This window comes from Flavobacterium procerum, from assembly GCF_042431625.1.
In the GTDB taxonomy this organism is placed as follows: domain Bacteria; phylum Bacteroidota; class Bacteroidia; order Flavobacteriales; family Flavobacteriaceae; genus Flavobacterium; species Flavobacterium procerum.
The window spans coordinates 448,754-473,784 of sequence record NZ_JBHLYW010000008.1 but is presented as its reverse complement, the minus strand read 5'-3'; the positions used below and the strand labels follow the sequence as shown (position 1 = coordinate 473,784).

The 25,031-nt window shown below is 37.1% G+C and carries 14 protein-coding genes; all 14 read left to right on the top strand.

Going from position 1 to position 25,031, the window contains the following annotated elements; genetic code table 11:
• Positions 1-4,471, top strand: a 4,471-nt coding sequence (locus tag ACFFLS_RS11480) for a T9SS type B sorting domain-containing protein (protein WP_379689374.1), incomplete at its 5' end; no start/stop codon positions are given.
• Between the two features lie 52 nt (positions 4,472-4,523).
• On the top strand, positions 4,524-5,435 hold the full coding sequence (locus ACFFLS_RS11475) for a PorP/SprF family type IX secretion system membrane protein (RefSeq protein ID WP_379684790.1): 912 nt from the start codon (positions 4,524-4,526) through the stop codon (positions 5,433-5,435).
• Between the two features lie 11 nt (positions 5,436-5,446).
• Positions 5,447-7,459, top strand: a complete 2,013-nt coding sequence (locus tag ACFFLS_RS11470) for an OmpA family protein (protein WP_379684791.1) — start codon at positions 5,447-5,449, stop codon at positions 7,457-7,459.
• A gap of 256 nt (positions 7,460-7,715) precedes the next feature.
• A complete protein-coding gene (locus tag ACFFLS_RS11465) occupies positions 7,716-8,141 on the top strand; it encodes a CBS domain-containing protein (RefSeq protein ID WP_379684792.1) in 426 nt (141 codons plus the stop codon).
• Between the two features lie 155 nt (positions 8,142-8,296).
• A complete protein-coding gene (locus ACFFLS_RS11460) occupies positions 8,297-10,588 on the top strand; it encodes an NADP-dependent malic enzyme (protein ID WP_379684793.1) in 2,292 nt (763 codons plus the stop codon).
• Between the two features lie 77 nt (positions 10,589-10,665).
• Entirely contained in the window at positions 10,666-11,247 is a 582-nt protein-coding gene (gene ruvA, locus ACFFLS_RS11455; protein ID WP_379684794.1) for a Holliday junction branch migration protein RuvA, read from the top strand.
• 24 nt (positions 11,248-11,271) lie between these two features.
• Positions 11,272-18,498, top strand: a complete 7,227-nt coding sequence (gene sov, locus ACFFLS_RS11450) for a T9SS outer membrane translocon Sov/SprA (protein WP_379684795.1) — start codon at positions 11,272-11,274, stop codon at positions 18,496-18,498.
• Positions 18,499-18,586: 88 nt separating this feature from the next.
• Entirely contained in the window at positions 18,587-18,967 is a 381-nt protein-coding gene (gene gcvH, locus ACFFLS_RS11445) for a glycine cleavage system protein GcvH (RefSeq protein WP_379684796.1), read from the top strand.
• The gene (locus ACFFLS_RS11440; RefSeq protein WP_379684797.1) at positions 18,960-19,343 is read left to right on the top strand and encodes a VanZ family protein; all 384 of its coding nucleotides are present in this window, start codon (positions 18,960-18,962) and stop codon (positions 19,341-19,343) included. The genes gcvH and ACFFLS_RS11440 overlap by 8 nt, the downstream gene beginning before the upstream one ends.
• A gap of 112 nt (positions 19,344-19,455) precedes the next feature.
• Positions 19,456-20,199, top strand: a complete 744-nt coding sequence (gene deoC, locus ACFFLS_RS11435; protein ID WP_379684798.1) for a deoxyribose-phosphate aldolase — start codon at positions 19,456-19,458, stop codon at positions 20,197-20,199.
• Between the two features lie 18 nt (positions 20,200-20,217).
• The gene (gene remB / locus ACFFLS_RS11430) at positions 20,218-22,341 is read left to right on the top strand and encodes a gliding motility outer membrane protein RemB (protein ID WP_379684799.1); all 2,124 of its coding nucleotides are present in this window, start codon (positions 20,218-20,220) and stop codon (positions 22,339-22,341) included.
• 156 nt (positions 22,342-22,497) lie between these two features.
• Positions 22,498-23,400 carry a heme o synthase gene (gene cyoE, locus ACFFLS_RS11425; protein ID WP_379684800.1) on the top strand — a complete coding sequence of 301 codons (903 nt, stop codon included), beginning with the start codon at positions 22,498-22,500 and terminating at the stop codon, positions 23,398-23,400.
• A gap of 2 nt (positions 23,401-23,402) precedes the next feature.
• Positions 23,403-23,990 (top strand): cytochrome c oxidase subunit 3, encoded by a 588-nt coding sequence (locus tag ACFFLS_RS11420; RefSeq protein ID WP_379684801.1) that lies wholly within the window; start codon positions 23,403-23,405, stop codon positions 23,988-23,990.
• A 42-nt stretch (positions 23,991-24,032) separates the two neighbouring features.
• Positions 24,033-25,019 (top strand): cytochrome c oxidase subunit 3, encoded by a 987-nt coding sequence (locus ACFFLS_RS11415; protein WP_379684802.1) that lies wholly within the window; start codon positions 24,033-24,035, stop codon positions 25,017-25,019.
• The last annotated feature ends 12 nt before the right edge of the window (positions 25,020-25,031 follow it).

The window sequence follows — 25,031 nt, the reverse complement described above, 5'->3', positions numbered from 1 at the left end:
TGCAGGGCAAGTAAAACTGACCGGAATCACTGTTCCGACAGGATTGACGCTTAACGCAGACGGAACGGTTACGGTTGCACCGAACACTCCGTCAGGAAACTATAATGTGGAATACAGCATCTGCGAGATTACCAATCCATCAAACTGCGATGCAGTGATTTCAGTTATAACAGTAGGAACTCCGGTCATCGATGCAGTGACTGAAACGACTTCTTCAATCAACGGAAATACTGGAGGTACGACTGCACCATTGACGGCAAACGATACCTTGAACGGAAATCCGGTCGTAATCGGGACTTCTGCAGGTCAGGTAAAACTGACCGGAATCACGGTTCCGACAGGATTGACATTGAACGCAGACGGAACGGTTGCGGTTGCACCGAACACTCCGTCAGGAAACTATAATGTAGAATACAGCATCTGCGAGATTACCAATCCATCAAACTGCGATGCAGTGGTTTCTGTGATAACAGTAGAAATGCCGGTCATCGACGCAGTGACTGAAACGACTGTTTCAATCAACGGGAATACTGGAGGCACGACTGCAGCATTAACAGCAAATGATACCTTGAACGGAAATCCGGTCGTAATCGGGACTTCTGCTGGACAGGTCAAATTGACTCCGATAAGTGTTCCGACAGGATTGACATTTAACGCAGACGGAACGGTTATGATTGCGCCGAACACACCGTCAGGAAACTATAATGTAGAATACAGCATCTGCGAGATTACCAATCCATCAAATTGTGATGCAGTGGTTTCTGTGATAACAGTAGAAATGCCGGTAATCGACGCAGTGACTGAAACGACTGTTTCAATCAATGGAAATACTGGAGGTACGACTGCACCATTGACGGCAAACGATACCTTGAACGGAAATCCGGTCGTAATCGGAACTTCTGCCGGACAAGTTAAATTGACGCCGATAAGTGTTCCGACAGGATTGACGCTTAACTCAGACGGAACGGTTACGGTTGCACCGAACACACCGTCAGGAAACTACAATCTGGAATACAGCATATGTGAGATTACCAATCCATCGAACTGTGATACTGTGATTTCTATCATACAAGTAAGCGCAGGAAATCTTGTTGCTAATACAGACACGATTCCATCGGTTGCTGCAACAAACCTTCCGCAGACTCTGGGAGTGAACGTATTCGACAATGACACCAAAAACGGTCTTCCGCTGGTTCCTTCAGATGTGACGCTGACTGTTTCGACTCCTGATCCGAAAGGATACCTGACGTTGAATTCAGACGGAACCATTACGCTTGGAGCGAATCCTCCGGCAGGAACTTATGAATTGACATACACGATCTGCGAGAAGCTGAATACTTCAAATTGCAGTTCGAATACTGTGACTGTAACAGTAGGAACGCCAGTTATCGACGCGGTGACAGAAACTACAACATCAATCAATGGAAATGTAGGAGGTACGACTGCTTCATTAACAGCAAATGATACCTTGAACGGAAATCCGGTCGTAATCGGAACTTCTGCAGGGCAGGTAAAACTGACCGGAATCACGGTTCCTTCAGGATTGACGCTTAACGCAGACGGAACGGTTACGGTTGCACCGAACACTCCGTCAGGAAACTATAATGTGGAATACAGCATCTGCGAGATCATCAATCCATCAAATTGTGATACAGTGGTTTCTGTGGTGCAGGTAAGCGCCGGAAATCTTGTAGCCAATACAGACACGATTCCGTCGGTAATCGGAACAAGCCTTCCGCAGACTCTGGTAGTGAACGTATTCGACAATGACACCAAAAACGGTCTTCCGCTGGTTCCTTCAGACGTGACGCTGACTGTTTCGACTCCTGATTCGAAAGGATACCTGACGTTGAACTCGGACGGAACCATCACGCTTGGAGCGAATCCTCCAACAGGGACTTACGAATTGACATACACGATCTGCGAGAAGCTGAATACTTCAAATTGCAGTTCGAATACTGTGATTGTAACAGTGGGAACTTCGGTAATCGACGCAGTAACCGAAACGACCGCTTCAATCAATGGAAATGTAGGAGGCACGACCGCTTCATTAACAGCAAATGATACCTTGAACGGAAATCCGGCCGTAATCGGGACTTCTGCAGGGCAAGTAAAACTGACCGGAATCACGGTTCCGACAGGATTGACACTTAACGCAGACGGAACGGTTGCGGTTGCACCGAACACTCCGTCAGGAAACTATAATGTGGAATACAGCATCTGCGAAATCACCAACCCGACGAACTGTGATGCAGTGATTTCAGTTATAACAGTAGGAACTCCGGTCATCGACGCAGTCACAGAAACTACAACATCAATCAATGGGAATGTAGGAGGTACGACTGCTTCATTAACAGCAAACGATACCTTGAACGGAAATCCGGTCGTAATCGGGACTTCTGCAGGGCAAGTAAAACTGACCGAAATCACTGTTCCGACAGGATTGAAGCTTAACGCAGACGGAACGGTTGCGGTTGCACCGAACACTCCGTCAGGAAACTATAATTTGGAATACAGCATCTGCGAAATCACCAACCCGACGAACTGCGATGCAGTGGTTTCTGTGGTGCAGGTCAGCGCCGGAAATCTTGTAGCCAATACAGACACGATTCCGTCGGTAATCGGAACAAGCCTTCCGCAGACTCTTGGCGTGAATGTATTCGACAATGACACCAAAAACGGTCTTCCGCTGGTTCCTTCAGATGTGACGCTGACTGTTTCGACTCCTGATCCGAAAGGATACCTGACGTTGAATTCGGACGGAACCATCACGCTTGGAGCGAATCCTCCAACAGGAACTTATGAATTGACATACACAATCTGCGAGAAGCTGAATACTTCAAATTGCAGTTCGAATACTGTGACTGTAACAGTGGGAACTCCGGTAATCGACGCAGTAACCGAAACGACCGCTTCAATCAACGGAAATACTGGAGGCACGACCGCTTCATTAACAGCAAACGACACCTTGAACGGAAATCCGGTCGTAATCGGAACTTCCGCAGGACAGGTCAAATTGACTCCGATAAGTGTTCCGACAGGATTGACGCTTAACGCAGACGGAACGGTTACGGTTGCACCGAACACTCCGTCAGGAAACTATAATGTGGAGTACAGCATCTGCGAAATCACCAATCCATCAAATTGCGATGCAGTGGTTTCTGTGGTGCAGGTAAGCGCCGGAAATCTTGTAGCCAATACAGACACGATTCCGTCGGTAATCGGAACAAACCTTCCGCAGACTCTTGGCGTGAATGTATTCGACAATGACACCAAAAATGGTCTTCCGCTGGTTCCTTCAGATGTGACGCTGACTGTTTCGACTCCTGATCCGAAAGGATACCTGACGTTGAATTCAGACGGAACCATTACGCTTGGGGCGAATCCTCCAGCAGGTACTTACGAATTGACATATACAATCTGCGAGAAGCTGAATGCTTCAAATTGTACACAAGCAATAGTTAGGGTTGTAGTTATGACTAGCGATGGGCCTTCAAAACCAAACCAGATTACTTTGGTTGACGACACTAACATAAGTGTTGATGGAATTAATGGTGCGCTTGAATTTATAAATGTTTTACATAATGATTTAATCAACGGACAGCCAATAAACCCTGCCAATGTTACAGTTTCAACCTTGACGCCAAATTCCTATTTTGAATGGAATACAGATGGAACTGTAAATGTTAAACCAAATACTCCTGGAGGAAATTATACGCTTACGTACCAGGTGTGCGATAAAGTAAATTCATTAAACTGTGCAACGGCAGTATTAAATGTTTTTGTTGAAGAGCCTGCAATTGCTGTAATAAAGAAAGCAGTGTTTAATGATGAAAATGCGAGCGGTTATGCCAATGCCGGAGAAACTATTACGTACAAATTTACAGTAACGAATACAGGAAATGTTCCGTTAAAAGGAATTACATTAAAAGATCCGTTAACAGGTGTTGTAGTAACTGGGAATGCAATTGATTTGGATGTGAACGAATCTAACGAATCTAATTTCACTGCGGTTTATAAAATAACCCAAGAAGATATTAACCGCGGAAGCATAAGCAATCAAGCAAGTGTGTCTGGAAGTAGTGCTAGAGGAGTAATTGTTGAAGATTTGTCAGATGATGCGAGCGTAAACGGAGATAAACCAACTGTTCTAGAATTAAATGGTTGTGTAATCAAAGTATTTAACGCTTTCTCTCCAAATGGGGATGCTAAAAATGCAAGATTCTATATTCAGGGTATCGAATGTTATCCGGAAAATACGGTTGAAATTTACAACCGTTGGGGAGTTTTAGTCTTTAGCATGGATCGTTACAACAATGAAGACCGTGTCTTCGTAGGATTTTCTGAAGGAAGAACTACGATAAAACAAACAGACGGTCTGCCAGTCGGAACCTATTTTTATATTTTGAAATATAAAGACAGCAGCTCAAAACCGCATGAAGAATCAGGTTACTTATACATTAATAAATAAAAATAATATGCGGTTCGGTTTTTTTGACTGAACCGCTTATAAAGCTTTTAAAATGAAAAAATTAGTTTTAGTTTTTATGTTTTTTTCGGTTTTGTGTAAAGCGCAGCAAGATGCTCAGTTTACACAATATATGTATAATACAATCGAAATCAATCCTGCATATGCGGGTTCAAGGGGGGCTTTGAGTGTCTTCGGGTTGTATCGTACACAATGGGTAGGCCTTGACGGCGCGCCCGAAACTAGTACATTTTCTTTAAATACTCCTCTTAATAATAACAGATTAGGATTAGGAGTTTCTTTGGTAAATGATAAAATAGGACCAACAAACGAAAATACTTTGTCGGCAGATTTCTCCTACACCATTCCTACTTCAGAAAGTTTTGATTTGTCTTTTGGTATTAAGGCAACAGCAAATATGTTCAATCTTGATGTCAATAAGTTAAGTTTCGAGAATCAGGATGATCCACAGTTTCAAAACTTGGATAATATAATTACGCCAAATATCGGAGCAGGAGTTTACTGGCATTCTGATCGTGCTTATGTAGGTTTGTCGGTTCCTAATTTTATAGAAACCAATCGTTACAACAATGATGATACTGCGATTTTCAAAGAAAAAATCAACTATTATTTAATCGCAGGATATGTATTCAATTTAGACCGTTTGCAATACGTTAAATTTAAACCTGCTTTGATGACTAAAATGGTAGAAGGAGCACCTCTGCAGGTCGATGTTTCAGGAAATTTTATGTTTAACGACAAATTTGTTCTAGGTGTGGCTTACCGATGGAGTGCTTCTGTAAGTGCCATGGCTGGATTCCAGATTACAAACGGATTGTATTTAGGTTATGGTTACGATCACGAAACAACTCAGCTACGAAAATACAATTCGGGTTCACACGAGATTTTCCTGAGATTTGAGTTCTTAAATAAATACAATAAAATGATTTCCCCAAGATTTTTTTAATTCAATAAGCTATGAAAATCAAAATAGTTACTCTGTTTTTTTTATTTTCCAGTATTTTTCATGTCCTGAATGCCCAAAATGCTTTTTCGAGTTTGGGGTTAAAATCGGCTGATAAAAAGTACGACGATTATGCGTATGCAGATGCCATAAAAGCATATGAAGCTTTGTTGAGTAAAAACGAAAAAGACGAAAAACCAGTTCAAAGACTTGCCAATTCGTATTATTTTATTGGTGATTTTTATAATGCCTTAAAATGGTACGAAGAATTATTTAAAATCAATGAAAATCAGGATTCGGAAACCTTGTACCGATATGCGCAATCTCTAAAATCTGCTGGAAATTACAGTAAGGCTAATGAAATTTTAGAAAAATTCAATCAAAAAGCGGCATCAGAAAAAAGAGCGTCCTTAATTCAAAATGATAAGAATTATTTAGATGAAATTAAACTTAATTCAGGACGTTTTCAAATTGCCGATGCCGGAATCAATTCTCCTTATTCAGAATATGGAAGTACCGTTTTAGATAATAAAATTGTATTTACTTCTGCCAGAGATACGGGTGGAATCGCAAAAGCAAGTTTTCGTTGGACGAATAAGTCGTTCTCCAAATTATATACAGCAGTTCTCATGCCTGACGGAAGTGTGGGCAAGCCAATTCTTTTTCATAAAAATGAAAATAGAAAATTTAACGAATCTACACCTGTTTTTACAAAAGACGGACGTGTGATGTATTTTACACGAAATAATTTTATTAATGGAAAAAGAGGAAGAAATGATCAAAAGGTGACTCTTTTAAAATTGTATAAAGCTGAATTGATTAATGGGGAATGGGGAAATGTAAAAGAGCTTCCTTTCAACAGTGATCAATACAGTACTGCACATCCAGCATTAAGTCTAGACGAGAATACACTTTATTTTGCTTCAGACATGCCAGGAACTTTAGGTCAGTCTGATTTGTATAAAGTAAAAATAAATACAGACGGAACTTTTGGAACTCCCGAAAACCTTGGCAATGCAATTAATACCGAAGGAAGAGAAACTTTCCCATTTATCTCAGGCGATAACGAACTTTATTTTGCTTCAGACGGACGCCCAGGGTTAGGAGGATTAGATGTTTTTGTAGCGAAAATAAAAGATAACGGAGCGCTGGACGAAATTCAGAATGTCGGTGAGCCAATCAACAGCAGACAGGACGATTTTGCTTTTATCATAGACAGTAAAAACAGAAATGGCTTTTTCTCTTCAAACAGAGAAAACGGACAGGGACTTGATGATATTTATCGATTTACAGAAACTAGAAGGTTGATCTGCGAACAAGATATAATCGGAACCGTTGTAGATGCAGAATCAAATGAAACACTGACTGGCGCCTCTTTAATTTTATTTGATGAAAAGCTGAATGCTTTACAGTCTATTATTTCGGATGAAAAAGGGAATTTTATTTTTCCAAAAGTAAAATGTGGTAGAAAATATTCAATTCGTTCTTCGAAAAATGAATACGGGATAAAAGAAGCCCAAGTAAGCCTAAAGAGAGAAAACGGAAGCACCACAGTTGTCATTAACATGAATAAAATGTTTAAGCCAATTGCCGCTAAAACTATCGAAATTAAAAAAATAGGTGCCAAACCAATAAATATCGGACCTATAAAAGTAGGCACAGATTTAGCAAAAGTACTTAAGCTTCCGATGAATTTCTTCGATCTTAATAAAGCTACGATCAAAAAAACGTCTGAACCTCAGTTGAATAAACTAGTCACAGTTTTAAAGGAATATTCAACCATAAAACTTGATATCCGTTCTCATACCGATAGTAGATCATCTGCTTCAAGCAATCAGATTTTGTCAGACAAGAGAGCGCAGTCAACGAAAGACTGGCTGGTAAAAAATGGAATAGACCCAAATCGCCTTACAGCCAAAGGTTACGGAGAAACGCAATTGGTAAACAAATGTGCAGACGGAGTTCCATGTACAGAAAAAGAGCATATGCAGAACAGACGAAGCGAATTTATTATTGTGAGTTTGTAATCAATTCTAAAAAAATAGAGAACCTCTTCTGATTTCAGAAGAGGTTTTTTTGTGAATCAAAATCCTAGAAATCAAAATCGATGCATTTTCTATAAAAAAGCTTCAAAAAACAACAGCTTTGTTGTGAGAAAAATTCAAAAAGCTAAATTTTGCTTTATGATGTTTAAAATGAATTAGTTGCGGGTTATAAAAAAGGGAATAATCAAACTTTGTAATCAATTTTTTATAACTTTATGGGATTCAAAATTTTTCAGATATGACGGCAGAACAAATTTTAAACACAAAAGGGAAAAATGTTTATTCAATACTTTCAACAAATACTGTTTACGAAGCTTTGAAAGTGATGGGAGAAAAAAACATAGGAGCGATTTTGGTTATAGACGACAACAATTTAAAAGGGATACTTTCGGAAAGGGATTATGCCAGAAAAATTGTTTTGAAAGACAAATCATCTAAAGAGACCTCTGTTCATGAAATCATGGAAAAAAATGTGATAACAATAACTTTGTCAGACAATTTAGATTCCTGCATGGAATTGATGAGCACTAACAGAATAAGACATTTGCCAGTTATTGACAATGAAATCGTGGTTGGAATTATTTCAATCAGCGATGTGGTTAAAGCAATTATAGAATCCCAAAAAGACACTATAAATCATTTAAACTCTTATATTTCTCAATAAGAAAACTCAAAAAATACATTATTATAAATAGTTCAGATTGTCTGGACTATTTTTTTGCGATGTTTTAAAAATAATTTTAAGAAAAGAAAATCGTAAAACGATGCCATTTTAAACCAAGACTTATATCTTTGTAAGCTAGAATAAAAGCTAAAATAATGAACAAAGAGAGTAAAAAAAGAGAGGCATTGTTGTACCACGCAGAGCCGACTCCAGGAAAAATTCAGGTAGTTCCAACAAAAAAATATGCAACTCAGAGAGACTTATCGCTGGCTTATTCGCCGGGAGTTGCAGAACCATGTTTAGCAATTGCAGAAAACATTGAAGACGTTTATAAATATACAGCAAAAGGTAATTTAGTTGCCGTAATATCAAACGGTACAGCCGTTTTAGGTCTTGGAGATATTGGTCCAGAAGCAGGAAAACCTGTAATGGAAGGAAAAGGTCTATTATTTAAAATATTCTCTGATATCGACGTTTTTGATATCGAAGTAGACACAAAAAATGTTGAAGAATTTATTCAGACAGTTAAAAATATTGCTCCGACTTTTGGAGGAATCAATCTTGAAGATATCAAAGCACCTGAATCTTTCGAAATAGAAAGAAGACTTATAGAAGAGCTTGATATTCCGGTAATGCATGATGATCAGCACGGAACAGCAATTATTTCTTCGGCAGCATTAATCAATGCCCTTGAATTGGCAGGAAAAAAAGCAGAAGATGTAAAAATGGTAGTTTCAGGAGCAGGATCTGCTGCCATTGCCTGTACAGATTTATATGTTTCTTTGGGAGTAAAAGTCGAAAATATTTTGATGTATAACAGTAAAGGACTTTTAACAAAAGATAATCCTGCACTATCAGACTTACAGTTGAAATATGCAATTGAAGGCGAAAAAATCGAATTGGCAGAAGCTGTAAAAGGAGCTGACGTTTTCATCGGATTGTCTTCAGGAAATATTTTATCTCCAGAAATGTTGCTTTCTATGGCAAAAAGCCCGATTGTTTTTGCAATGGCAAATCCAAATCCGGAAATCGATTATAATCTTGCTGTTGAGACCCGTAAAGATGTTATTATGGCTACGGGACGTTCAGATTTTCCTAATCAGGTAAATAATGTTCTTGGTTTCCCTTATATTTTTAGAGGAGCATTAGATGTTCGTGCTAGAAAAATTAATGAAGAAATGAAAATGGCTGCTGTAAAAGCATTGGCTGTTTTAGCAAAAGAACCAGTTCCTGAGCAGGTTAACGTAGCTTATGGGGCAACAAAACTTGGTTTCGGACAAGAATATATCATTCCAAAACCGTTTGACCCTCGATTGATTACCGTTGTAGCGCCTGCAGTTGCAAAAGCGGCAATGGAATCTGGAGTAGCAAAAAATCCTATCACCGATTGGGCAGCCTATGAGGATGCACTTCGTGAGCGTATGGGTAATGATAATAAAATGGTGCGTTTGATTACAAACCGTGCTAAATTAGATCCTAAAAAAATTGTTTTTGCTGAAGCTGACCAACTGAATGTTTTAAAAGCGGCTCAGATTGTTTATGAAGACGGAATAGGTTTCCCAATTTTATTAGGAAATAAAGAAACTATTTTAGAATTAAAAAAAGAATTAGGATTTGATGCTGATCTTGAGATAATTGACCCGAAAACAAATGAGGAAGAAGCAAGACGTAATCGTTTTGCTCAGTCATTCTGGGAATCAAGAGGACGCAGAGGAGTTTCTAAGCTTGATGCAGAAAAGTTCATGCGCGAAAGAAATTACTTTGCAGCCATGATGGTAAACGAAGGAGAAGCAGATGCTTTGGTAACAGGTCATTCAAGAAGTTATCCAAGTGTTGTAAAACCAATGCTTCAACTGATTCCTAAAGCATCTGGAGCTTCACTTGTTGCAACTGCAAACATGATGCTTACTTCACGCGGACCTATGTTTTTGTCTGATACGGCAATAAATATTAATCCATCTTCAGAAGATTTAGTGAATATTGCGCTTATGACGGCAAAAACAGCGAAAATGTTCGGAATCGAACCTGTAATTGCTATGGTTTCGTATTCAAATTTTGGATCATCGACACATCAAAACGCAACAAAAGTAAGAGAAGCAGTAGCATATTTACATAAAAATCATCCAGAGATGGTCGTAGATGGTGAGATTCAGGCAGATTTTGCTTTAAATTCAGAAATGCTTCAAGAAAAATTCCCATTTTCTAAATTAGCAGGAAAGAAGGTAAACACTTTGATATTTTCAAATTTAGAAGCGGCAAATATTACTTATAAATTGCTTAAAGAGTTGTATAAAGTGAATTCTATTGGACCTATCATGATGGGAATGAGCAAACCTGTTCACATTGTCCAGTTGGGAGCAAGTGTAGAGGAGATGGTTAATATGGCAGCTATTGCAGTTATTGATGCTCAGGAAAAAGAGAATAAGAAAAATAAACAAGTCCAATAAATCAATCTTCGACGATTGATAATATTGAACTAATATTATTACATTTTTGTTATATTTGGAACTGATAAATTATACTTATGATAGCGCATTTGCAGGGAAAGTTAGTTGAGAAAAATCCAACAGAAGTTGTAATTGATTGTGGAGGTGTAGGCTATCAAGTGAATATATCACTGCATACTTTTTCATTAATTCCAAATTCTGATTACATAAAATTGTATACGCATCTTCAGATAAAAGAAGATGCGCATACTTTGTATGGTTTTGCTGAAAAATCAGAACGTGAAATTTTCAGGATGTTGTTATCAGTTTCAGGAATTGGAGCAGGTATTGCCAGAACAATGCTTTCATCAATAGAACCAAAGCAAATTATAAATGCAATTGCTTCTGGAGATGTGGCTGTTATTCAGTCTATTAAAGGGATTGGAAACAAAACTGCACAAAGAGTAATTCTGGACTTGAAAGAGAAAGTTGTTAAATTATACGATTTAGACGAAGTTTTAGCAGTTCAGAACAATAGAAATAAAGATGAAGCGTTATCTGCTCTAGAAGTTCTAGGATTTGTGCGTAAAGCTTCTGAAAAAGTGGTAGAAAGGATTGTTAGGGAAGATCCAGAAGCTACTGTCGAAACCATTATCAAAAAAGCTTTAAAGAGCTTGTAAAATCATTTTATATTAAAGAATTCTATGCGTAAAATTTGTATTTTGTTGCTGGTTTTATTCTGCGGTAATTTTTTGCATGCGCAGGTCACACCCGCAGCTCAAGATACAACTAAAACTCAGTTTTCTGTAGGGAAAATTGATATTCAAGATCCTCCAAGCGTAGTTAAAGCTTACAGGTACGATCCGATAACAGATCGTTATATTTATTCTAGTACCGTTGATGGTTTTAATGCAGATTATCCATTAATCTTAACTCCAAAAGAATACGAAGATTTGGTTCTGAAAGAATCTAGAAGAGATTATTTTAGAAAAAAAGCTGATGCGATAGCAGGAAAAAAACAAGGAAGCGAAGCTGCAAAGAAAGATTTGCTGCCGAGATATTATATTAATTCCAGTCTTTTCGAAAGTATTTTTGGAAGCAATACAATTGATGTAAAACCCACAGGATCAGTAGAAATGGACTTGGGTCTGCGTTATACAAAGCAGGATAATCCGGCTTTTTCACCTCGAAACAGATCGAGTCTTACTTTTGACTTCGATCAGAGAATCAGTATGAGCCTTATGGGAAAAGTAGGTACGCGATTGGAAGTAAATGCCAATTACGATACTCAGTCTACTTTTGCTTTTCAGAATTTATTCAAATTAGCCTATACGCCTTCAGAAGATGATATTATTCAGAAAGTTGAGGTAGGTAACGTGAGCATGCCATTAAACAGTACTTTGATTCGTGGCGCACAAAGCCTTTTTGGGGTTAAAACACAGCTCCAGTTTGGGCGAACTACTGTAACAGGTGTATTCTCAGAACAGAAGTCACAAACCAAAAGCATAGTCGCAGAAGGTGGGGGAACAGTTCAGAATTTTGATCTCTTTGCTTTAGATTATGATAACGATCGGCATTTCTTCTTATCTCAATATTTTAGAGATCGCTACGATGGTTCGTTAGAAAATTATCCTTTAATAAAAAGCCGTGTGCAGATTACACGTCTGGAAGTTTGGGTTACAAACAAGCAAAATAGAGTTGCGGTAAATAATAATAACTTAAGAAATATTATTGCGCTTCAGGATTTGGGAGAAGGGCAACTTACTAATGTTCCTGATGATGAATTGGTGGTTATCAGCTCGACAGCAGGTTTTTTTAACGGTCAGGCTATAGATTCTCCAACAGACAACGGGAATAATAAATACAATCCAGAAACAATAGGTCAAGCGGGATCTTTCTTAAATTCTAATATTAGAGAAATTGTTACTGCAAAGTCTGGATTCAACAATACAAATGTCAGCGAGGCAAGAGATTATTCTGTACTTGAAAATGCAAGAAAACTAACAACGACTGAATACACATTCAATTCGCAATTGGGGTATATTTCGTTACAGCAGCGTCTAGCAAATGATGAAATTTTGGCTGTTGCTTTTGAATATACGGTAGGAGACAAAGTTTATCAGGTAGGAGAATTTGGAAGTGACGGTGTTGATGCAACAGTTGTAACAGGAAACAACAATGCCAACCAAGCAATTATTACACAAAGTTTGGTTTTGAAAATGCTTAAGAGTAATTTGACAAACGTTCAGAATCCGGTTTGGAATTTGATGATGAAAAACGTTTATCAGATTCCGCAGGCTTATCAAATCAAACAGGAAGATTTCAGGTTGAATATCCTTTATACAGATCCTTCTCCAATAAATTACATTTCGCCAGTAACTGGAAGTCCGTTTCCAGCAAATCCAGCTCCACAAAACAAGGTAGATGAGACGCCATTATTGAATGTATTCAATCTAGATCGTTTAAATTATAATAATGATCCGCAGACAGGCGGAGATGGTTTTTTTGATTACGTTCCCGGAGTTACGGTAGACGTTCAGAATGCCCGAATTATTTTTACAACAAAAGAACCTTTTGGAGAACTTTTATTTAGAAAACTAAATAATGGCAACGGAGAAAGTTATAATGACCCGACTACTTATAACCCAAATCAGCGAAAATATGTGTTCAGGAATATGTACCGAAACACACAGGCAGGAGCTTTGCAGGACAGTGATAAAAATAAGTTTTTATTAAGAGGAAAATACAAATCTTCGGGAAGCAATGGTATTCCGATTGGAGCCTTCAACGTTCCCCAGGGATCTGTTGTAGTTATGGCTGCAGGGCGAAGACTGGTTGAAGGAATCGATTATAGCGTAGATTATCAATTGGGAAGGGTTCAGATTTTAGATCCTTCGCTTCAAGCTTCAAATACTCCGATTGAGGTTTCGTTAGAAAATAATTCTATTTTCGGCCAGCAGACCAGAAGATTTATGGGGGTAAATGTTGAGCATAAAATTTCGGATAAATTTGTAATAGGAGGAACGTATCTAAAAATGACAGAACGTCCTTTTACTCAAAAATCAAGTTATGGACAGGAATCTGTAAATAATACCATTTTTGGATTTAACGGAAACTATTCTACAGAAGTTCCATTTTTAACCAGATTAGCGAATAAATTACCAAATATTGATACAGATGTTCCTTCAAACCTTTCTATTAGAGGTGAAGTCGCTTTCTTGAAACCCGATGCTCCAAAAGCAAGTGATTTTGAAGGAGAAGCTACTATTTATGTAGACGACTTTGAAGGTTCTCAGACTACAATTGACATGAGGTCAGCTTATGCTTGGAGTCTGGCATCTACGCCATTTATAAATTCAATAAACGATAATACGTTTAATGCTAATTCCAATACTTTAGAGTACGGTTATAAACGTGCAAAACTAGCTTGGTACACTATCGATCCTGTTTTTTATTCATCTAAACCTTCTGGAATTTCAAACGATGATTTATCGTTAAACAGTACCCGAAGAGTTTACAGTCGTGAACTTTATCCAAATACAGATATTGCTCAAGGGCAAATTCAGGTCATTAATACCTTAGATCTTACTTATTATCCTTCAGACAGAGGTCCTTATAACAACAATCCGACCTTCGGGACAAGCAATCCTGCGACTAATTTCGGGGGAATCATGCGTGCTTTAAATTCGACCAATTTTGAACAAGGAAATGTTGAATACATCCAATTTTGGGTACTTGACCCGTATGTTGGAAATGGTCAGGCACCCACAAACAATACTGGTAAAATTTATTTCAATTTAGGAGAGGTATCAGAAGACGTTTTAAAAGACGGAAGAAAGCAGTACGAAAATGGTTTAGGGCCAGATCAGATAATGGTAAATCCACAGCCGATTTGGGGAGATGTTCCAGCTTCTCAATCGCTTATTTATGCTTTTGATACGAATGCAGAAAACCGTAAAAATCAAGATGTCGGTTTAGATGGACTTCCAAATTCAAAAGAAGGAACCGTTTATACCAATTATGCAAGTGAGGCCGATCCAGCAGCAGACGATTATACTTATTATTTGAATACAGACGGAAATGTTTTAAACCGTTATAAAAAATACAATGGAGTTGAAGGCAATTCAGCTGTAAGTGTTGATGATCCTAATCGTGGTTCGACTACGCTTCCTGATGTAGAGGATATCAATCGTGACAATACAATGAGTACAATTAATGCTTATTACGAATACAGCATTGATGTAAAACCAGGAATGCAGGTTGGGGAAAACTATATTACGGATATTAGAGAAGTCAGCAACGTAGATCTTCCAAACGGATCGACTACAAATGCAAGATGGATTCAATTTAAGATTCCGGTTTCACAGCCACAAAATACGATTGGTAATATAACCGATTTCAGATCGATTCGTTTCATGCGTATGTTCATGACTGGTTTCAATGATCAGGTAACAGTTCGTTTTGGAGCTTTAGATTTGGTTCGTGGAGAATGGAGAAGATATACAGGAACATTAGATGCAAACGACACCAATCCTGATGATGATGGAGTAGAATTTGATGTGGCGGCAGTAAACATTCAGGAAAACGGTACAAAATGTCCTGTAAATTATGTTATGCCTCCGGGAGTACAGCGAGAACAACTTTATAACAACAATACTATTATCAACCAGAACGAGCAATCTTTGGCGCTTCGTGTTGGTGGCGCAGGTTTGCAGTATCAGGATTCAAGAGCTGTATTTAAAAATGTAAGTGTTGATATGCGTCAGTACAAAAAACTGAAAATGTTCCTTCACGCAGAATCACTTCCAAATGAAAATACATTGGCAGATGATGAAATGATCGGATTTATTCGTTTTGGTAATGATTTTACACAAAACTTCTATCAAGTCGAAATTCCTTTAAAAGTAACCAGAACTGGAGGGTCGTGTACCATTAATGCAAATCAGGTCTGGATGGACGATAACAATATTGATTTGGCTTTGGATTTATTGACAAGAATGAAAATCAAGGCTATGAGTATCGATATCAATTCGAATCTGCGTGATGTAAATGGAGTATATTATCCAGATGATGACACAACTATCGATGGCGATATTTCAATGCGTGACGGTAATAGTAAACTAAGGCTGGGTATTAAAGGAAATCCGAATTTTGGTTTGGTTCGAAATTTAATGGTCGGCGTAAAAAGTGCAGCAGATCATAAAGATATTAAAGGTGAAGTTTGGTTTAACGAGCTCCGTCTTTCTGATATGGAAAATAAAGGAGGTATGGCCGCTTTATTGAATATTGACACCAATATGGCTGATTTTGCAACACTTTCGGCTTCAGGTAAAAAGAGTACAATCGGATTTGGTTCGTTGGAGCAGGGAGCCAATGAAAGAGATCGTGAAGATATTCAGCAATACAATATTGTAACCAACCTTAATCTTGGAAAATTGATGCCTGTAAAATGGGGTATCAATCTGCCTTTTAACTACGCAATCGGCGAAGAAGTGATTACTCCAGAATACGATCCTTTTAATCAAGATATAAAACTGGATCAGTTGTTAAGAGAAACTACAAACGAAAGAGAGAAAGAAAACATCAGAACTCGTGCGATAGATTATACAAAGCGTAAAAGCATTAATTTTATCGGTGTTAGAAAAGACCGTGCACCTGAGCAGAAACCTCATATTTATGATGTAGAGAACTTTACTTTTTCGCAATCATACAATCAAGTTGAAAGACACGATTATGAAGTTGAAGATTATGAAGACGAACAGTCTAATACTGCTGTAAACTATGCTTATACTTTCCAGCCGAAAGAAGTAGCGCCTTTTAAAAAGACGAAATTCATGAAGGCAAGCGAATATTGGAAAATTTTGAGCGACTTTAATTTCAACTATCTGCCTTCTAATATTTCGTTCAATTCAAATATTTTAAGACAAAGCAACCGCCAGCAATATAGACAGGTGGAAGATGTACCAGGGCTTGAAATTGACCCGCTCTACAGAAGAAATTTTGCTTTCAATTATCAATATGGCTTTGGATTTAATTTGACAAAATCTTTAAAACTGAATTATACGGCTGCATCGAACAATATTGTTAGAAATTTCCTGAATGATGACAATACTCCAAAAGAGAATTTTAATATCTGGGATGACTATTTTGATATTGGTACTCCAAATCAGCATACACAGCAATTGGTTTTGAATTATGATATTCCGATAAATAAAATTCCGATTTTCGGTTTCGTAAAAGCTAGTTATTCTTATACGGCAGATTACAACTGGCAGAGAGCTTCGACAGCTTTTTCTGAGTTTGAAGAAAACGGACAAGTTTGGAATTTAGGAAATACGATTCAGAACGCTAATTCAAATACGTTTACCACGACTTTGAATATGAATACGCTGTATAAATATTTAGGGTTGGTGCCTGGAGCAAAAAAAACAGCAAAAACTAAACCTGTTGCAGCGCCTAAACCGGGAGAAAAAGTGGTTAACAACGCTAAACCAACGGTAAGTAATAGTCCGTTTTATGACGGCTTAATCGGTGTATTGACCAGTCTTAAAAACGTTCAGGTGAATTATACCAAAAACAGCGGAACGGTATTGCCAGGTTATACTCCAGGTGTAGGTTTCTTCGGGACTTCTAAGCCAAGTTTAGGATTTATTTTCGGAAGCCAAGATGATGTTCGTTATGAAGCAGCAAAAAATGGATGGCTTACAGATTATCAGGATTTCAATCAAAACTTTACACAAGTAAGTAACAAGCTTTTAAAGATTACTGCCAATGTAGATTTGTTCCCAGATTTGAAAATAGATTTGGCAATGGACCGCGCTTATTCAGACAATACCTCTGAGCAGTATAGTGTTATTGAAAATGCACAAGGAGTGTTAGATTATACACCCTTATCTCCTTATACTTATGGAATGTTTTCTATTTCAACTGTAATGATTAAAACAGCTTTTTCAACCAGTACTGAGACAGAATCTGCAGCTTTTGATGATTTTAGAAGTAATCGTCTAGTTATTGCAAACCGTCTGGCTGAAGCACATTATGGAGGAGGGCCAATCCCGAGATATGGAGATGCAGATAATCCTATTCCGGCAGATACAGATCCGAACTATAAGATATATGCTTCTAATGTTGGCTATCCAATAGGATTTACAAAAAGCAATCAAGCTGTTTTATTGCCTTCGTTTTTGGCGGCTTATACAGGTTCAAATGCTTCGAGTTCGTCAACAGATATTTTTAGAAGTTTTCCGATTCCAAACTGGACAGTTAAGTATAATGGTTTGATGCGTTACAAATACTTTAAAGATAAGTTTAAACGTTTTTCTTTGCAGCATAATTACAGAGCTTCATATACTATTAATCAGTTTAGATCTAATTTTGATTATTTTGAAAAACCAAACGGACAGGATGTAAATACTAATTTCTACAATAAAACGGTTATGTCAAATGTCAATTTGGTAGAACAGTTTAGTCCGCTTATTCGTGTTGATTTTGAGCTGAAAAGTTCGCTTCGATTGTTGACAGAAATTAAAAAAGATCGTGCTTTATCTATGAGTTTTGACAATAATCTGCTTACAGAGGTAAAAGGAATGGAATATGTGATAGGTTTAGGATATCGATTTAAAGATGTTATTTTCTCATCGAGACTGGCAGATAATCCAACGGGAATAATAAAGAGCGACATTAATATCAAAGCAGATTTTTCATTTAGAAATAATGAAACTCTGGTTCGTTATTTAGATTATGATAATAATCAACTAGCAGCGGGACAGAATATCTGGGCCTTAAAAGTGACTGCAGATTATTCTTTCAGTAAAAATCTTACCGCAATATTTTATTACGATCATTCGTTTTCAAAAGCAGTTATTTCGACTTCTTTTCCGTTGACGAATATCAGATCTGGCTTCACGCTACGTTATAATTTCGGAAATTAAATTTTAGTTTCTAAACCGAAATTTATTATAAGATTGTTACATTTGTGACATAAAATTTAAATAATCAATTTTCAAACATACTATTATTATGAGTATACCAGCAAATTTAAAGTACACAAAAGATCACGAATGGGTTAGCATCGATGGAGACATTGCAACTGTAGGAATTACTCATTTTGCACAAAAAGAGTTAGGTGATATCGTGTATGTTGAAGTAGAAACTTTAGATCAAACACTTGCAAAAGATGAGGTTTTTGGTACGGTAGAGGCTGTAAAAACAGTTTCTGATTTGTTCTTACCATTATCTGGTGAAATTATCGAATTCAATGAAGGGCTGGAAAGTGCACCTGAAACTGTAAATTCTGATCCTTACGGAGCAGGATGGATGATCAAAGTTAAGATTTCAGATGCTTCAGAAATAGAAACATTATTGTCTGACCAAGCTTATAAAGAACTAATCGGTGCCTAAACAATTGTTATTAATCTGGGCAATTATCTGCTCAGGAATCATTACTTATTTTTGTCTTACAGATTCGAGTAATATTCCTGCGGTAAACTTTCCCAGCATTGACAAAATTGTACATTTCTGTTTTCATTTCGGATTTACTATTTCGTGGATTTTATTTTTCAAAAAAGAACTTAAAGGAAAAGAAGCAGACGATTATAAAGCCTATTTTATTTCGTTTATTTTTTCTGTTTTCTTCGGAATAACAATCGAAATCCTGCAAGGTATTTTCACCTTAACGCGGGCATCAGATGTCGGAGATATACTGGCAAATGCACTGGGTGCGATAATGGCAGTTTTTTCTGCTATTGCATTCAAAAAGCAGATCGATAGAATATAATAAATCCCACTTCGGTGGGTTTTTTATTACAAGAAAATCAAGTTCTAGTAAGTGTGTGTTTTTCTGAATTTTAAATGTATTTTTGTCAAAATTTTGCAAGCAGATTAAAACCATGAATGTAAAGCAATATCTGGATTCTACATATTTAAAAACTGCCTCTCAAGCTGGTCTTTCGGAAGCAGAAAATCGTATTGTGGTAGAAAATTCGATTGCCGAGGCGATTCAGGAAGGTTTTAAGCTTGTTATGATTCGCTCAGAATATGTTTCGATGGCCAAAGAAATGATTTTAAAAGCCGGTTCTCCATTATTGGTTGGAACTGTTATTGATTTTCCGAAAGGAGATGCTGCTTTAGAAATCAAAATTAAGGAAGCCAGTGAAGCTATAGAAAACGGTGCCGACGATTTGGATTTTGTATGCAATTACGAAGCCTTTAAAAATGGTGACTCCGAGTTGATTAAGCAAGAGATTTTAATCGGAACGCAGATTGGTCTGGCCAGTAATAAAACCGTTAAATGGATTATTGAAACTGCAGCTTTGACCAATAAAGAAATCATACAACTCTCGGCATTAATAAAAAATGTAGTTGTTTCGCATTTTGATGAAGACGCTTACGAGTCGGTTTTTGTTAAATCATCAACAGGTTTTTATAATACAGAAAATAATCTTCCAAACGGAGCCACTTTTCCGGTCATAATCATGATGCTAGAAAATGCCTCTCCTTTGCCAATAAAAGCGGCGGGAGGTGTTCGTTCTTATGAAGATGCGACAGAAATGATTCGTTTAGGTGTTAAACGCATCGGAACTTCGGCAGCAAAAGCAATTGCAGATGGAGAAATTTCCTCAAATCAATATTAAATAAATACCCCATTTTAAGTGAATAAGTTTTTTTTATCGTTTGTTTTTACTTTTTCGTTCTTAATTGCATTTTCGCAGGAAAACAGTAATTCGTCAATTCAACCTGGTTTTACTTCAGAAATGTTCCCTGTTTTTCCAAAATGCGAAAACCTTCAGGCAAAAGATCTTCAGAAATGTTTCTATACAGAAGTGCAGGATTTTGTGTTTGCTAATTTTCAGGTTCCCGAAAACCTAAAACAAAACAATTATAAAGGAGTTGTTCAAGTTCTTTTTGAGGTAAATGCAGAAGGAGAGTTTAAGGTAATTTATGTTTCGGCGGTAAATGATGAATTGTCTAATGAAGCGAAACGCGTTTTTGATGGTTTTCCAAAAATAAAACCTTCTACTTATAATGGGAGACCAACGTATTCAAAATATACTATTTCTATCGATATTCCTTTAAAAAGCTCTCAACAGCTTGCAGAAGAAGCGTTGGCAGCTTCTCAAATATTAAAACCACTTGAGAAGCCAATGACAGAATTGGATAGTCTTGTCTATAAGAAATACAATAATCCGGAATTTGAAAGTCATTTAAATATTCCTTTTTCGCACAGTTATTATGCGCAGTTTGACGGTGCAATGAATCAAGTTGGAAGCAACAATCATACGGCTTCAAAACCTTATACTTATGCCGAAGTTTCTAAATATTATAATCTGAAAGCTGTAAATCAGTCTTTGCAGAAAAATGTTTCGAGCTGGCTTGGCAGAAAATGGTGGAACGAGAACATGGTGCAGATTCAGGGAGAAGATTATTGGCTTTCTCTAAATCCGATTGTGGACTTGCAGATGGGTAAAGCTTCGGATCTTGACGCTTCTTACACTTACGTGAATACACGAGCTTTGAACTTTAGAGGAGGATTAGGAAAACAGATTAATTTTGCGACTACTTTTTTTGAAAGCCAGGGAAGATTTGCGGGGTATTTTAATGACTATGCAGAATCGATAAGGCCTTCTGGAGGAAATCCTGCGATTGTTCCAGGAATCGGAATTGCAAAAAGATTTAAAACCGATGCATACGATTTTCCTTTAGCAGATGCAAATATCACTTTTACGCCAAGCAAAATTTTTGATTTGCAGTTGGGTTATGGACGAAATTTTATTGGTGATGGTTATCGTTCTCTTTTAGAAGGAGACGGTGCAAGTCCATATCCATATTTTAAGCTTAATACGAAGTTTTGGAAAATAAAATATACCAATACTTATATGTGGCTAAAAGATGTGCGTGCCGATGTTACAGAAGAAAGAACATATGCCACCAAATTTATGGCAAACCACTATTTAAGTTGGAACGTATCAAACAGACTGAATTTAGGTTTTTTTGAGTCTGTAGTTTGGAGCAATTCAAATAATAGAGGGTTTGATGTTAATTTTGTAAACCCAATTATATTTTATCGTGCTGTTGAATTTGGTTCTTCGTCTAAAAGCGGAAATGCGCTTTTGGGCCTAACAGGAAAATATAAATGGAATAACAGTATTAATCTTTATACCCAATTTTTGATTGACGAGTTCTCTGTTTCTGATGTGGGTGCCGGAAATAAAAGCTGGAAGAATAAATTCGGTTTTCAGCTGGGAGCAAAATACTTCAATGCCTTTAATGTAAAAGATTTGTTATTGCAGGTCGAATTAAATAGCGTGCGTCCTTATGTGTATTCGCATAGCGCCGTTATTACAAATTACGGACACAACAACCAAAGTGTTGGGCACCAGTGGGGCGGTAACTTTAAAGAACTTATTGCAATTGCTCGCTACCACAAAGGGCGTTTGTTTGCAGACGCGAAGCTTACTGTGGGAACTAGAGGTTTGGATTTTGATACAGCACAAGATTCGTATAATTATGGAGGGAATATTTATAAAAGTTACGAAGAAAACCGACCATATAATACAGGTGTAAAAATAGGACAAGGAAATAAGACAAGCGTTTTCATTGCAGATGTTCAGGGAGGTTATCTAATAAATCCAATGACCAACTTAAAATTATTTGGAAGTTTTATTTATCGAAATTTTGATCCTACTCAGGAAACTGCGGCAACTTTTAAACAAAACACTTCTTGGTTCAGCATCGGACTGCGTTCTGATATTTTCAATTGGTATTTTGACTATTAATATTTAATAAGATTTTTCGAAATAATAGTGTTAAAGATTTCAAAGTTCTTATTTTATGCGGGTTTTATTGAAAAAAACCATTTTTAAAGCTCTAAATTCTACAATCTAATTTGTACATTTGCAGCACTCAAAAAAATCATACAAAATACAACGGTATTGAACGCTGCAAAAAATACATTTTCAATAAAATCAATATTTCTGGATTTCAAAGAGATTACTAAGGCTGGTTTGGCCATTAGTGTTCTCTTTTCTTCTATTGCCGGATATTTATTGGGAGTGAATGCTGAGCAGCCTTTTAAATGGAGCGTGTTGCTTGTTTTGTCAATAGGGGGCTATTGTATGGTAGGAGCTTCAAATGCCTTTAATCAGGTTATCGAAAAAGATATCGATGCTTTGATGGATCGTACCAAAAATCGTCCGGTTCCTTCTGGAAGAATGTCTCCAAAAATGGCTTTGTTTGTAGCGAGTCTGCTTACTATTATTGGTATTGCACTTCTTTATACCATAAATGCTAAGTCGGCTATGTTTGCCGCGATTTCGATTTTTCTTTATACAAGTGTTTATACGCCGCTAAAAACAGTAACATCATTGTCTGTATTTGTGGGGGCTTTTCCTGGTGCAATTCCGTTTATGTTAGGATGGGTTGCCGCTACAGGAGAATTTGGTATCGAAGCAGGAACTCTGTTTTTGATTCAGTTTTTCTGGCAGTTTCCTCACTTTTGGTCTATTGGATGGTTTTTGTATGAAGACTATGAAAAAGCAGGGATCTTTATGTTACCAACAGGTAGAAAAGACAGAAAAACAGCATTACAGGTTATTTTGTACACCATTTGGCTTCTTATAGCATCATTGCTGCCAATGTTAGGATTTACTGGGCAATTGTATATTTCGCCAATTGCTGCGGTTCTGGTGTTTCTGCTAGGTATTTGGATGCTTTTTTATGCAGTTCGTTTGTATAAATTAAGAACTGCAAAAGCTGCGCGAACTTTGATGCTCGTTAGCGTGTCTTATATTTCGCTGTTGCAGATTGTATATATTGTAGATAAATTTTTAAGATAGTTATGGAAATGACATTAAAAGCAAATGAAGAGCAAGTAAGAAAATCAAAATCAGCAAAACTGATTCTGCTTTTCGCAATGGTAAGTATGACCATGATGTTTGCCGGACTTACAAGTGCATTTGTAGTAAGTAAATCACGAGCAGACTGGTTGAAGGATTTTCAACTGCCATCGGCATTTTATTGGAGTACAGCGGTTATTATTGCCTGTAGTGTGACTTTTCATTTGGCAAAAAAAGCGATTAAGAAAGACAGCAGAAGCGTAGTTACAGGGTTGCTTTTAGGAACTTTGGCTTTAGGGATTTTGTTTGTTTTTTTACAATTTCAGGGGTTTGAGCAGATTATTAAACAAGGGTATTATTTTACAGGACAATATAGCTCAATTACTACAACTTTCTTATATGTAGTAACCGTTACACACTTATTGCACTTAGCAGGCGGAATAATTTCGCTTTTAATTATAATTTATAATCATTTTAAACAAAAATACAATTCGACTCAAACTCTTGGGATAGAGCTTGGTGCGATGTATTGGCACTTTTTGGATTTATTATGGGTGTATTTATTTTTATTTTTATATTTCTTTAAATAAGAAAAAAACGTAAATTTGGGAACTTTTTAACGAATATCTTTTATGGGAGCGACAGTTACTACTGCAAACAACGACGAAAAAACTTGGGGAGGTGGTCATGAGATCCAGCCACTAGGATCAAGTTATGGTAAAATGATGATGTGGTTTTTTATCGTATCAGATGCCTTAACATTCTCTGGATTTCTAGGAGCTTATGGTTTTTCTAGATTCAAATTTATTGAAACTTGGCCTTTGGCTGATGAAGTGTTCACTCACTTCCCATTTATGCATGGTGTTCCGGCTCCAATGTATTATGTAGCATTAATGACTTTTATTTTGATTTTTTCATCTGTAACAATGGTTTTGGCTGTTGATGCTGGACACCAATTGAAAAAAACAAAAGTTGCAATATATATGTTCTTAACTATTATTGGAGGTTTAATTTTCGTTGGTTCTCAAGCTTGGGAATGGAAAAACTTCATTAAAGGAGAATATGGTGCAGTTGAAACTACTGGAGGAAGTTTGCTTCAGTTTGTTGACGAACACGGTAAAAGAGTAGCTTTAGCCGATTTTGCGGTTAAATTGCCAGAACAAAGAGAAGCTTTAACAAGAAGCCACTCAACTTGGTTTATGGAAGATGCTCAATCGCAGCCATCTTTTACAGTTGCTGAAATCCAAGCTGGATTTAAGGCGCATCCTGGTATATTGATCAGATCTGAGAAATTAGACGAACACAAGAAAAAAATCGTTTTTACAAGAGAAGAGTCTGAAGCTCATTTAGCAAACGCTAAATATGTAGTAGAAGGAGCTAACTTGATCAGAAACGAATACGGAAATAAATTATTTGCTGATTTCTTCTTCTTTATTACTGGTTTCCACGGTTTCCACGTATTCTCTGGAGTTATCATCAATATCATCATTTTCTTTAATGTATTATTAGGTACTTACGAGAAAAGAAAAAGCTACGAAATGGTTGAGAAAGTTGGTTTATACTGGCACTTCGTAGATTTAGTTTGGGTATTTGTATTTACAGTATTCTACCTAGTTTAATCTTTAGAATTT